The organism is Serratia marcescens, from assembly GCF_029846115.1.
GTDB classification, from domain to species: domain Bacteria; phylum Pseudomonadota; class Gammaproteobacteria; order Enterobacterales; family Enterobacteriaceae; genus Serratia; species Serratia marcescens_L.
On the sequence record NZ_JARVZZ010000001.1, the window covers coordinates 864,981 to 877,375 of the forward strand.

Annotated in this window: 13 protein-coding genes; 8 read left to right on the forward strand and 5 right to left on the reverse strand. The window is 59.7% G+C overall.

Annotated features, from left to right (window positions below; genetic code table 11):
* Positions 1 to 167 precede the first annotated feature (167 nt).
* On the forward strand, positions 168 to 764 hold the full coding sequence (slmA, locus tag QDT79_RS04010) for a nucleoid occlusion factor SlmA (RefSeq protein ID WP_025304700.1): 597 nt from the start codon (positions 168 to 170) through the stop codon (positions 762 to 764).
* A gap of 31 nt (positions 765 to 795) precedes the next feature.
* Here the strand turns inward: slmA and pyrE are convergent, their stop codons facing one another.
* Both pyrE and rph read right to left on the reverse strand, forming a co-directional pair.
* The gene (pyrE, locus tag QDT79_RS04015) at positions 796 to 1,437 is read right to left on the reverse strand and encodes an orotate phosphoribosyltransferase (protein WP_004931204.1); all 642 of its coding nucleotides are present in this window, start codon (positions 1,435 to 1,437) and stop codon (positions 796 to 798) included.
* A gap of 96 nt (positions 1,438 to 1,533) precedes the next feature.
* A complete protein-coding gene (rph, locus tag QDT79_RS04020) occupies positions 1,534 to 2,250 on the reverse strand; it encodes a ribonuclease PH (RefSeq protein ID WP_025160305.1) in 717 nt (238 codons plus the stop codon).
* Positions 2,251 to 2,376: 126 nt separating this feature from the next.
* Between rph and QDT79_RS04025 the strand changes: the two genes are divergently transcribed.
* A complete protein-coding gene (locus tag QDT79_RS04025; RefSeq protein WP_063991293.1) occupies positions 2,377 to 3,240 on the forward strand; it encodes a YicC/YloC family endoribonuclease in 864 nt (287 codons plus the stop codon).
* A gap of 55 nt (positions 3,241 to 3,295) precedes the next feature.
* Here QDT79_RS04025 and QDT79_RS04030 read toward each other — a convergent pair whose 3' ends face one another.
* Positions 3,296 to 3,685, reverse strand: a complete 390-nt coding sequence (locus QDT79_RS04030; RefSeq protein ID WP_107228044.1) for a hypothetical protein — start codon at positions 3,683 to 3,685, stop codon at positions 3,296 to 3,298.
* Between the two features lie 362 nt (positions 3,686 to 4,047).
* Here QDT79_RS04030 and QDT79_RS04035 point away from each other — a divergent pair, with 362 nt between their 5' ends.
* Complete coding sequence (locus QDT79_RS04035) at positions 4,048 to 5,232, forward strand: NupC/NupG family nucleoside CNT transporter (RefSeq protein WP_004931212.1); 1,185 nt, start codon at positions 4,048 to 4,050, stop codon at positions 5,230 to 5,232.
* 34 nt (positions 5,233 to 5,266) lie between these two features.
* Here QDT79_RS04035 and QDT79_RS04040 read toward each other — a convergent pair whose 3' ends face one another.
* Positions 5,267 to 5,701: a DUF3574 domain-containing protein gene (locus QDT79_RS04040; protein ID WP_063991291.1), complete on the reverse strand. Its 435-nt coding sequence runs from the start codon at positions 5,699 to 5,701 to the stop codon at positions 5,267 to 5,269.
* A gap of 253 nt (positions 5,702 to 5,954) precedes the next feature.
* On the opposite strand from QDT79_RS04040, the gene QDT79_RS04045 reads away from it, so the two are divergent.
* Positions 5,955 to 6,572 (forward strand): trimeric intracellular cation channel family protein, encoded by a 618-nt coding sequence (locus QDT79_RS04045; RefSeq protein ID WP_107228054.1) that lies wholly within the window; start codon positions 5,955 to 5,957, stop codon positions 6,570 to 6,572.
* Here QDT79_RS04045 and QDT79_RS04050 read toward each other — a convergent pair.
* On the reverse strand, positions 6,566 to 7,462 hold the full coding sequence (locus QDT79_RS04050; protein WP_107228045.1) for a LysR family transcriptional regulator: 897 nt from the start codon (positions 7,460 to 7,462) through the stop codon (positions 6,566 to 6,568). The genes QDT79_RS04045 and QDT79_RS04050 overlap by 7 nt on opposite strands.
* Positions 7,463 to 7,577: 115 nt before the next feature.
* On the opposite strand from QDT79_RS04050, the gene QDT79_RS04055 reads away from it, so the two are divergent.
* From QDT79_RS04055 to spoT, 4 genes are all read left to right on the forward strand, one after another.
* The gene (locus tag QDT79_RS04055; protein WP_063991289.1) at positions 7,578 to 9,101 is read left to right on the forward strand and encodes an MFS transporter; all 1,524 of its coding nucleotides are present in this window, start codon (positions 7,578 to 7,580) and stop codon (positions 9,099 to 9,101) included.
* A gap of 205 nt (positions 9,102 to 9,306) precedes the next feature.
* Positions 9,307 to 9,930, forward strand: a complete 624-nt coding sequence (gmk, locus tag QDT79_RS04060; protein ID WP_004931218.1) for a guanylate kinase — start codon at positions 9,307 to 9,309, stop codon at positions 9,928 to 9,930.
* A 54-nt stretch (positions 9,931 to 9,984) separates the two neighbouring features.
* Positions 9,985 to 10,260, forward strand: coding sequence for a DNA-directed RNA polymerase subunit omega (gene rpoZ / locus QDT79_RS04065; protein ID WP_004931221.1), 276 nt, complete (start codon positions 9,985 to 9,987; stop codon positions 10,258 to 10,260).
* A gap of 18 nt (positions 10,261 to 10,278) precedes the next feature.
* A complete protein-coding gene (gene spoT / locus QDT79_RS04070; RefSeq protein WP_004931224.1) occupies positions 10,279 to 12,390 on the forward strand; it encodes a bifunctional GTP diphosphokinase/guanosine-3',5'-bis pyrophosphate 3'-pyrophosphohydrolase in 2,112 nt (703 codons plus the stop codon).
* Positions 12,391 to 12,395 lie beyond the last annotated feature (5 nt).

The window sequence follows — 12,395 nt, forward strand, 5'->3', positions numbered from 1 at the left end:
TTTACCGCGACAATTGCAGCGCACACCAGGCAGCGCGGAAAAAGGCCGTTAAGGCCGCTGACCCCAGTATCGTAAAAAAGCTATCACATAAGCCGCACAGAGCCTGCTCTGCAGCGGCCGGTGCGCGGGTTTCCGTCAGTTAAGTTTTAGCAAGGGTCTAATCAGACATGGCAGAAAAAGAAAATACGAAAAGGAATCGGCGCGAGGAAATATTGCAGGCGTTAGCCCAGATGCTGGAGTCCAGCGACGGCAGCCAACGCATCACCACCGCCAAGCTCGCCGCGAACGTGGGTGTTTCTGAAGCTGCGCTGTACCGGCATTTCCCCAGCAAGACACGGATGTTCGACAGCCTGATCGAGTTTATCGAAGACAGTCTGATCACCCGCATCAACCTGATCTTGCAGGACGAGAAAGAGACGTTTAATCGTCTGCGCCTGATTTTACTGCTGATTCTGGGCTTTGCGGAACGCAACCCGGGGCTGACGCGCATCATGACCGGCCACGCGCTGATGTTTGAACAGGATCGCCTGCAGGGCCGCATCAACCAGCTGTTCGAACGCATCGAGGCGCAGCTGCGCCAGGTGTTGAAAGAGCGTAAATTGCGCGAAGGCAAAGGCTTTATCGTCGATGAAACGCTGCTGGCGAGCCAGCTGCTGGCCTTCTGCGAAGGCATGTTGTCGCGCTATGTGCGTTCGGAATTCCGCTATCGCCCAACGCAGGAATTCGACGCCCGCTGGCCGCTGTTGGCGGCCCAGCTGCAATAAAGATAACGCCGGGCATGCCCGGCGTTTTTACTTACACCCCGTACTGCTCGCGGTAAGCGCGCACCGCCGCCAGGTGGTCCGCCATTTCCGGCTTCTCTTCCAGATAAGCGATCAGGTCCTTCAGCGTCACGATCGAAATCACCTTGCAATGGTAGTCGCGTTCCACTTCCTGAATGGCGGAGATATCCGCGCGGCCGCGTTCCTGACGGTCGAGGGAGATCAGCACGCCCGCCAGCGAAGCGCCGCTGGCGCCGATGATTTCCATCGACTCGCGGATCGCGGTGCCGGCGGTGATCACATCGTCTACCAACATCACGCGCCCCTGCAGCGGGCTGCCGACCAGCGAACCGCCTTCGCCGTGGGTCTTGGCTTCCTTGCGGTTAAAACAGTAAGGCACGTCGCGCTCATGGTGTTCCGCCAGCGCCACCGCCGTGGTGGTGGCAATAGGAATGCCTTTATAGGCCGGGCCAAACAGCAGGTCGAAATCGATGCCGGAGTCCATCAGGGCTTCGGCGTAGAAGCGCCCCAACAGCGCAAGATCGCGCCCGGTATTAAACAGGCCGGCATTGAAGAAATACGGGCTGGTGCGGCCGGACTTCAGGGTGAACTCGCCGAATTTCAATACCTGCTTGTTAAGCGCGAACTCGATAAACTGGCGCTGATAGGCTTTCATTACTGCTTCTCCTCGTCTGAATCTGCTTGGGTCTTGTCATTGCTGCCGCCCGATCGCCGGGCATAAAAAAGGCGACTTCTCAGTCGCCTTAAAAAATCAGTCCGCCAGCGCCGCTTTCTGCGCCTGGAAGATGGTTTCGATGCCCCCTCGGGCCAGCGCCAATAGCGCCAACAGCTCATCGTGGCTGAACGGCTCGCCTTCGGCGGTACCCTGCACTTCAATCATGCGGCCATCTTCCATCATCACTACGTTCATGTCGGTTTCCGCCGCGGAATCCTCCACATACTCCAGATCGCACAGCGCTTCGCCATTGACGATGCCGACGGAAACCGCCGCCACCATGCCCTTCATCGGGTTGGCTTTCAGCTTGCCGTTGGCCACCAGCGTGTTCAGCGCATCGGCCAGCGCCACGCAGGCGCCGGAGATGGAGGCGGTGCGGGTACCGCCGTCGGCCTGCAGTACGTCGCAGTCGAGGGTGATGGTGAATTCACCGAGCTTTTTCAGATCCACCGCGGCGCGCAGCGAGCGCGCGATCAGACGCTGGATCTCCAGCGTGCGGCCACCCTGCTTGCCTTTGGCGGCTTCACGGGCATTGCGGCTGTGGGTAGAGCGCGGCAGCATGCCGTACTCGGCGGTGATCCAACCTTGCCCCTGGCCTTTCAGGAAGCGCGGAACGCCCTCTTCTACCGTGGCGGTGCACAAGACTTTGGTATCGCCAAACTCAACCAGCACTGAACCTTCAGCGTGTTTGGTATAGTGACGGGTCAGTGTCAGGGGGCGAACTTGCTGTGGTGCTCTGCCTGCAGGACGCATGGGCTCTCTCCGGCTTCAAATCAACGATTGGCTGCGCATTATACGGGCTTCGTGACGTAATGCCTATCCTGCCCGCAGCCGCGACGCTATAATCGCCCCATCTTTTCCTATTACGGGTACGCATCAATGATCCGCAGCATGACCGCCTACGCCCGGCGTGAAATCAAGGGTGAATGGGGCAGCGCAGCCTGGGAGCTGCGTTCCGTTAACCAGCGCTACTTAGAAACCTACATCCGCCTGCCGGAACAATTCCGCAGCCTGGAGCCGGTGATCCGTGAACGTATCCGTGGCCGCCTGACCCGCGGCAAAGTCGAATGCAACCTGCGTTTCGAACTGGATCCAAGCGCGCAAAGCTCGCTGATCCTGAACGAAAAACTGGCCAAACAGCTGGTCGAAGCCGCCAACTGGGTGAAAATGCAGAGCGACGAAGGGGAAATCAACCCGATCGACGTGCTGCGCTGGCCGGGCGTGATGTCCGCGCAGGAGCAGGATCTGGACGCCATCAGCGCCGAGCTGATGCAGTCGCTGGACGGTGCGCTGGATGACTTCATCGTCGCACGCGAAAGCGAAGGCGCCGCGCTGAAAACGCTGATCGAACAACGCCTCGACGGCGTCAGTGCCGAAGTGGTCAAAGTGCGCGCCCAGATGCCGAACATCCTGCAATGGCAGCGCGAGCGTCTGGTCAGCAAGCTGGAAGAGGCGCAGGTACAGCTGGAAAACACCCGCCTGGAGCAAGAGCTGGTGCTGATGGCGCAACGCATCGACGTCGCCGAAGAGCTGGACCGTCTGGAAGCGCACGTGAAAGAGACGCACAACATCCTGAAGAAGAAAGAAGCCGTCGGCCGCCGCCTCGACTTTATGATGCAGGAGTTCAACCGCGAATCGAACACCCTGGCCTCCAAGTCGATCAACGCCGACGTCACCGCTTCCGCCATCGAGCTGAAAGTGCTGATCGAGCAGATGCGCGAGCAGATCCAGAATATCGAGTGATCCCGCTCCGCACGCCACCAAGCCCGCGCCAAGCGGGCTTTTTTATGGCTACAGATCAGCGATAAGCGGCCGCCTGCTCTTCACCCGTCAGCCCCATTTTCTGTAGCTGCACCGTAATGCTCCAGGTTGAGCGCTCGAACTCATCGCTCAGCGCTTCCAGCGTCGCCCCGGCCGCATGGCTCTCGCGCAGCCGCAGTTTTTCCTCTTCCGACCAGGGGAAGTAGGCATTGGCCGGCCGACCCTCGGTGCGATTTTTCTGCCGCTTCTCTTCCGGCGTCAGCCGGGCTTTTTCCTGCAGTTCGGACTCGCCATCGAACTCGTTGGCCAACGCGAACAGCAGGCGGATAGCCTCCGGCGCACAGGCCGCAGAAGCCGGTCTCAACAGCTCGCCGGTATCGGGATTAACGCCGTTGGCCAGCGCCCTGAGCAACGTGCCGGTATTCATCGTTCGCCTCCTTGTTCGAGAAAATGCGCGCCGGTCACGGCACCTTTCCCAAACATGTTTCTCCGCCTCAGCCAAGAAAACCACGCTTTGCGTCGGGAAAAATCACTCATTGCGATCCAGGTTCCAGGCGTTTGCACGCGAGTGACGGCGATTGCATCAGGTTGCGAGCCGGCATGCCTCTGGGGAGAGGGCTCGCCGGGGAGCTTATGAAAAACTGCCGGACAGCGCGTGTGGATGACATTTGGCAAGATATCCCGCATGCCATAAGTATTTTGTTCTAATTATCACGCAAGGTAATGAAAGGACGACGATGCTGTGGCTAAATGTGTTTTTTTCCTGCCCGTGAACCGTACGGACCGTTTATGCCACAAATTCTGCAATTTATTATGGCTCTGGTGGTGATCATCGCCCTGGCGCTGCTGGTCAGCAATAATCGCAAGAAAATCCGCCTGCGCTATATCATCCAGCTGCTGGTGATCGAAGGCGCGCTGGCCTATTTCTTCCTGCATTCCGCCAGCGGGCTCAGCGTGATCAAACACGTCGCCGGCTTCTTCGACACCCTGCTCGCCTACGCCGCCCAAGGATCGGAGTTCGTGTTCGGCGGCATGAGCAAGGATGGCCTGGCGTTCATCTTCCTCGGCGTTTTGTGCCCTATCATCTTTATTTCCGCCCTGATCGGCATTTTGCAGCATTTCCGTATCCTGCCGCTGATCATCCGCCTGGTCGGCACCCTGCTGTCCAAGGTCAACGGCATGGGCAAGCTGGAGTCGTTCAACGCCGTCAGCACGCTGGTGCTGGGGCAGTCGGAGAACTTTATCGCCTACAAGGGCATCATCGGCGATATCTCGCCGCGCCGCATGTACACCATGGCCGCGACCGCCATGTCGACGGTTTCGCTCTCCATCGTCGGCGCCTACATGTCGATGATCGACGCACAATATGTGGTGGCGGCCTTGATCCTTAATATGTTCAGCACCTTCATCATCCTGTCGATCATCAACCCGTATCAGGTCGAAGACGAGCCGGAGCTGAAGCTGAACAAACTGCATGAAGATCAGAGCTTCTTCGAAATGTTGGGTGAGTACATTCTGGCCGGCTTCAAGATTGCGATGATCATCGCGGCGATGCTGATCGGCTTTATCGCACTGATCTCCGCCGTCAATGCGCTGTTCTCCGCGGTGCTCGGCATCAGCTTCCAGCAGATCCTCGGCTATGTGTTCTATCCGCTGGCCTGGCTGATCGGCATCCCGGCGGAAGAGGCGCTGAAGGCGGGCAGCATCATGGCGACCAAACTGGTGGCCAACGAATTCGTGGCGATGATTGAGCTGAAGAAAATCGCGGCGGAGCTGTCGCCGCGCGGGCTGGGCATTCTGTCGGTGTTCCTGGTGTCGTTCGCCAACTTCGCCTCCATCGGCATCGTCGCCGGTGCCATCAAGGGGCTGAACGAGCAGCAAGGCAACGTGGTTTCCCGTTTTGGCCTGAAGCTGGTTTATGGCTCGACGCTGGTGAGCCTGCTGTCGGCGGCCATCGCCGGCCTAGTGCTGTAATCCCCACTCCCGGCCGCATGGCCGGGAGTTCGCTTTAAAACGCCACGCACACCGGTGCATCCACCCGCATCACCGAATCCTGCGCAAACTGCTGCTTATAGCCGCTGCGTAGCGCCTCGATATTCGCCTCGCTCTCTTTGCCCGGCGAATGGATCAACAGCAGCGCCTTGCTGTTCTCGCGCGCCAGCTTGCCGTCGTGGCCCAGCCACTGCCCTTTGGCATCAAAGACCGTCAGCCCGTCTTTAAAGCGGGGCGTCACCTGGCTGTCGACGAAGGTTTGCCACTCGGCCGCGGTGATCGTCGGCCCCGCCGGGCGATTCAGGCCGAAGTAGAGCGTTGTTTGCACCAGCGGATCGCCAGCACGGCAAGCCAGGGCGGATGGCACAGCCTGGTGGCCTGGTGCCACGCAGCCGCTCAGCAGCAGGGCGGCTACCACGGCGCCGGCGGCCAGTTTCGGGGAGTTTTTCATCTGCAGTCTCGGTTTCTCGGTTGAAGGGTTAGCTGCAAAAAGCATAGTCAGCGATGGAAACCAGCGCGAAATTTCTAATGCTTTCATCAACAGCCAGATGTTAAAAAAGGCTGGTTACCGGCAATAAAAACGGAGTTTGGATTAGCTAAATTAATCCGAAACGCCATCGGTGAAAAAAACTCAGTGGCGCGCGCCATCGGCGGCGATTACCCTGCCGGCCATCATTCTGACGCAAGTACGCTGTGAATCCCTTATGTTACTGAGCATCCTTTATATCATCGGCATCACCGCCGAAGCCATGACCGGCGCGCTGGCGGCCGGCCGCCGCCAAATGGACATGTTCGGCGTGATCATCATCGCTTCGGTCACGGCGATCGGCGGCGGGTCGGTGCGCGATATGCTGCTCGGGCATTTTCCATTGGGCTGGGTCAAACACCCGGAATACATCGTCATCGTCGCGATAGCGGCGATCGTCACCACCTGGGTGGCTCCTCTGATGCGCCATCTGCGCCGCCTGTTCCTGGTGCTCGACGCCGTCGGCCTGATCGTCTTCTCCATCATCGGCGCACAGGTAGCCCTGGATATGGGGCATAGCACCATTATCGCCGCCATCGCCGCGGTGATCACCGGCGTCTTCGGCGGGGTGCTGCGCGATATGTTCTGCAACCGCATCCCGCTGGTTTTCCAGAAAGAGATCTACGCCGGCATCTCCTTCAGCGCCGCCTGGCTGTATATCGGCCTGCAGCACCTCAGCCTGCCGCACAATCTGGTGGTGATCCTCACGTTGGTCGCCGGCCTGAGCGCGCGCCTGATCGCCCTGCGCTTCCGCCTCGGCCTGCCGGTGTTCAACTACCAGCATCCGGATCACTGATCGTCCGGCAGCATGTACCGTGCCAGATAATCCACGAACACCCGGACTTTCGGCAACATGTGCCGGTTAGAGGGCCACACGGCAGAAAACGCGCCGCGCTCGGGCGTGCTGTCTTGCAGCACCGCCGTCAGCTGCCCGCCGCGCAGAGCCTGGCTCAAAGTGAAATCCGGCAGGTAGGCGATGCCCAATCCCTGCTGCGCCGCATGGATTAGCGCCTCAACGCTGCTGAAACTCATCGTCACCGGCAAGCTTAACAACAGCGCCTCATCGTCGGCGCTCAGCCGCCACGCTTGCAACTGCTGCCCGCCCGGGAAGCGATAACGCAAACAAGCATGCTCGAGCAGATCCGCCGGTTTCAACGGCGTTCCGCGCCGGCGGAAGTAGTCCGGCGCGCCGACCAAAACCTGGCGAAACGGTCCAAGACGCCGCGCCATCAGGCGGGAATCAGCCAGCTCTCCGCCGCGAACCGCCACATCAACGCCCTCGGCGATCAGATCCGCGATGCGATCGTTGAAGTCCACATCCAACTCAATCTCAGGATAACGTGCGGTAAAATCAGCCAACAGCGGCACCAGCATGCGGTAACCGATGGCGGGCATGCTGACGCGCAGCTTGCCGCGCGGCGCCTCTGAAATACGTGCCATCTCGGCTTCAGCGTTCTCGATATCACTAACAATACGCCGGCAGCGTTCGTAAAATAGCGCCCCTTCCTCCGTCAAATTGATGCGCCGGGTGCTGCGGTTGAACAGCCTAACGCCCAACGACGCCTCCAGCCGCGCCACGCTTTTACCCACCGCCGAGGCTGACACCCCCAATCGCTCCCCAGCAGCGACAAAGCTGCACGATTCGGCAGCGCGAACAAACGCCAGCAGCCCGCTCAAACTTTCCATATGGCCCCCATTAGAGCGTTTTTGTCCTGAAAGTGTGGAATTCAGCCTTATTTTTAACCTATTCAGTCTTATTTATCATCCATACCCATCGAAACCACCGCATCAGGAATCGCCCATGAACGCTCATCCATCCCGGAATGCGCACCCGCAGCGCTGGCTCATACTCTTTTCCGTGTGTCTCGCAGGCCTGATCATGCCGTTGAGCTTTACCGGCCCCGCAGTCGCGCTCACCGCGATCGCCAAAGATTTGGGCGGCGGACTGGTCGCGCTCAGTTGGGTCACCAACGCGTTTATGCTGACCTTCGGCTGCAGCCTGATGCTCGCCGGAGCGCTCGCCGATCGTTTTGGCCGCAAGCGCGTATTTATCTGTGGATTGGCGGCGCTCGCGCTCAGCGCCCTGCTCATGAGCGCAGCGCAAGACATTATGTCCTTCGACGCGATACGCGCGCTGCAAGGCATCTCCGCCGCGGCCGCGCTGGCCGGCGGCACCGCAAGCCTGGCCCAGGTATTTAACGGGCCGGAGAGAAGCAAGGCCTTCAGCCTGCTGGGCACCACGTTCGGCATCGGGCTGGCATTCGGGCCGCTGCTGGCCGGCACGCTGACGCAGCTCTTCGGCTGGCGCGCGCTTTTTCTCTGCCTGGCGCTGCTCAGCGCCATTGCATTGTTCAGCGGCCAGCGCGATATGCCCGAATCGCGCGATCCCGCCGCCTCTCGCCTCGATTGGCCCGGCGCCATCGTCTTTACGCTGGCGCTGTCGCTGTTGACTTACGCCGTGCTGCTGGCGCCCGACAGCGGCTGGAGCAGCACGCAAGTCATTAGGCCGCTGACCGGCGCGCTGCTGTTTATGCTGGCTTTTATCCTGATTGAACGCCGCACCGCTCGGCCGATGCTCGATCTGTCGCTGTTTCGCTACCCGCGCTTTGTCGGCGTACAGCTGTTGGCGGCAGCGCCGGCCTATTCGTACGTGGTGTTGCTGGTGCTACTTCCCCTCCGATTTATCGGCATCGAGGGTTACAGCACCGTGGAAACCGGCATGATGATGCTGACGTTGTCCGCACCAATGCTGGTGCTGCCGCTGCTGACCGGGGCATTCGCTCACCGCTTTTCCGCCGGCGCCGTTTCCAGCCTCGGCTTGTTGATTTGCGCCGCCGGGCTGGCATGGCTGGCGCACTATGCGCCGGGGCAATCGCTCGCGCGGTTACTGCTACCGATGCTGACCATCGGTTGCGGTATCAGCTTGCCCTGGGGATTGATGGACGGTTTAGCCGTCAGCGTCGTGCCGCGAGAGCGAGCGGGCATGGCGACCGGCATTTTCAGCACCGTTCGCGTCGCGGGGGAAGGCATTGCATTGGCGATCGTCGGTGCCCTGTTGGCTTTGTTGGTTGGGCGCCATCTCGCTCCCCCAACCGCAAACGCCGCCGGCGCGCACGCCCTGGCCATGGGGGATATGCCGCGGGCGACCGCCCTGCTCAATGCGGACGCCGCACGGCTGAAGCACGCCTACGAACTGGCTTTCCAGAATCTGCTGTACCTACTCGCCCTGACGACGCTGGCGTCCGCCGTCATTATCTTTCTCTTTCTCCGCCACCCCGCACGGGAAACCCCTTCGTCCGCCCCCCGCATTACCGACGCGCCGTAATCTGACATGGCCTCGCCGCCGAGGCCAAAACTGCTGAAATGTTGCCCTTCGACGCGCAAATTCGCTCATTCGCCGCTTTTTCCGCGCAAAGCGGCGGGCAAAATGCGAGCTAACGCTGCACCCGGCGCGTTAGCCGTGTATACTGTGCGGAGAAAATACACATCCGCTGTTATTGGCATATCAACCGTTATCAACGAACATCATCATGGCTCAAGGCACGCTTTATATTGTCTCTGCTCCCAGTGGCGCAGGTAAATCAAGTCTGATTCAGGCTTTGTTAAAGACGCAACCGCTGTACGACACGCAGGTTTCGGTTTCGCACACCACGCGCGACAGCCGCCCAGGTGAAAATCACGGCGAACACTATTTCTTCGTCTCGAAAGACGAATTCCGCCGGATGATCGAGCAGGACGCGTTTCTTGAGCACGCCGAAGTGTTCGGCAACTATTACGGCACCTCGCGCGCCGCCATCGAACAAGTGTTGGCAACCGGCGTAGACGTGTTTCTGGATATCGACTGGCAGGGCGCACAGCAAATCCGCGCCAAAATGCCGCAGGCGCGCAGCATCTTCATTCTGCCGCCGTCGAAGGAAGAACTGGGCCGCCGCCTTCGCGGGCGCGGGCAGGATTCCGAAGAGGTGATCGCCAAGCGCATGGCTCAGGCCGTGGCGGAAATGACGCATTACGCGGAGTACGATTACCTGATCGTGAACGATGATTTCGATCTGGCGCTGTCCGATCTGAAGACCATCATTCGCGCCGAACGCCTGCGTTTGGGCCGCCAGTTGCTGCGGCATGACGCTTTAATCAGCAAACTATTGGCAGACTGAAGGCAGTTTCAGTATCATGCCCAGTCTTTTCGTCACCTGTGGAGTAGCACAAATATGGCACGCGTAACTGTTCAAGACGCTGTAGAGAAAATTGGTAACCGTTTTGACCTGGTGTTGGTCGCTGCTCGTCGGGCGCGTCAGATCCAGACCGGCGGCAAAGATGCACTGGTTCCGGAAGAGAACGACAAGTACACCGTTATCGCCCTGCGCGAAATCGAAGAAGGCCTGATCACCAGCCAGATCCTCGACGTGCGTGAGCGCCAGGAACAGCAAGAGCAGGAAGCCGCAGAGATTCAAGCGGTTACCGCGATTGCTGAAGGTCGTCGTTAATTAGACTGCGAGTCCGCCTTGTACCTGTTTGAAAGCCTGAATCTGCTGATTCAACGTTACCTGCCCGAGGAGCAGATTAAGCGCCTCAAACAGGCATACCTCGTCGCGCGCGACGCGCACGAGGGCCAGACACGCTCCAGCGGTGAGCCTTACATTACTCACCCGGTCGCCGTGGCCTGCATCCTGGCGGAAATGCGTCTCGATCACGAGACGCTGATGGCGGCATTGCTGCACGACGTCATCGAAGACACCCCAGCCACCTATCAGGATATGGAACAGCTGTTCGGCAAGAGCGTCGCCGAACTGGTTGAGGGCGTCTCCAAGCTCGACAAGCTGAAGTTCCAGGACAAGAAAGAAGCGCAGGCGGAAAACTTCCGCAAGATGATCATGGCGATGGTGCAGGATATCCGCGTCGTGCTGATCAAGCTGGCCGACCGTACGCACAACATGCGCACCCTTGGTTCGCTGCGCCCCGACAAACGCCGGCGCATCGCGCGTGAAACCCTGGAAATCTACAGCCCCCTCGCCCACCGTCTGGGTATTCATCACCTGAAAACCGAGCTGGAAGAGCTGGGTTTCGAGGCGCTGTATCCGAACCGCTATCGCGTGATCAAGGAAGTGGTGAAGGCCGCGCGCGGCAACCGCAAAGAGATGATTCAAAAAATCCTCTCCGAGATCGAAGGGCGGCTGACCGAAGCCGGCATCGCCTGTCGCGTCAGCGGGCGGGAAAAACACCTCTACTCTATCTACCTCAAGATGCACCTCAAAGAACAGCGTTTCCATTCCATCATGGATATCTACGCGTTCCGGGTGATCGTGAAAGAGGTCGATACCTGCTACCGCGTGCTCGGCCAGGTGCATAGCCTGTACAAACCGCGCCCGGGGCGAGTAAAAGATTACATCGCCATTCCCAAGGCCAACGGCTATCAATCGCTGCATACCTCGCTGATCGGCCCGCACGGCGTGCCGGTCGAAGTGCAGATCCGCACCGAAGATATGGATCAGATGGCTGAGATGGGGGTGGCCGCGCACTGGGCTTACAAGGAAAGAGAACAGGGCGAAACCGGCACCACGGCGCAGATCCGCGCCCAGCGCTGGATGCAAAGCCTGCTGGAGCTGCAGCAAAGTGCCGGCAGTTCGTTTGAATTTATCGAGAGCGTCAAATCCGATCTGTTCCCGGATGAGATTTACGTTTTCACCCCGGAAGGCCGCATCGTCGAGCTGCCCGCCGGCGCCACGCCGGTCGACTTCGCCTATGCGGTGCATACCGATATCGGCCATGCCTGCGTCGGCGCACGCGTCGATCGTCAGCCGTACCCGCTGTCGCAGTCGCTGACCAGCGGCCAAACCGTCGAGATCATCACCGCACCGGGCGCACGGCCCAACGCCGCCTGGCTGAACTTCGTGGTCAGCTCGAAAGCGCGCGCCAAAATCCGCCAGATGTTGAAGAACCTCAAGCGTGACGACTCCGTTGGCCTCGGCCGCCGTCTGCTCAACCATGCGTTGGGCGGCAGCCGCAAGCTGGCCGAAATCCCGCAGGAAAACATTCAGCACGAGCTGGACCGCATGAAGCTGGCGACGCTGGACGATCTGCTGGCGGAAATCGGCCTAGGCAACGCCATGAGCGTGGTGGTAGCGAAGAACCTGCAGGGCGATCAGTCCAGCCTGGGCACCTCCTCCGGCGTGCGTAACCTGGCCATCAAGGGCGCCGACGGGGTGTTGATCACCTTCGCCAAGTGCTGCCGTCCGATTCCGGGCGACCCGATTATCGCTCACGTCAGCCCGGGCAAAGGGCTGGTGATCCACCATGAATCCTGCCGCAATATTCGCGGCTATCAGAAAGAGCCTGAGAAGTTCATGGCGGTCGAGTGGGATAAAGAGACCGAGCAGGAGTTCATCGCCGAGATCAAGGTGGATATGTTTAACCACCAGGGCGCGCTGGCCAACCTGACGGCGGCGATCAACGCGGCCGAGTCCAATATTCAGAGCCTGAACACCGAAGAGAAAGACGGTCGGGTTTATAGCGCCTTTATCCGCTTGACCACCCGCGATCGCATCCATTTGGCAAACATTATGCGTAAAATCCGTATCATGCCGGATGTGATCAAAGTTAACCGCAACCGAAACTAGCGCTT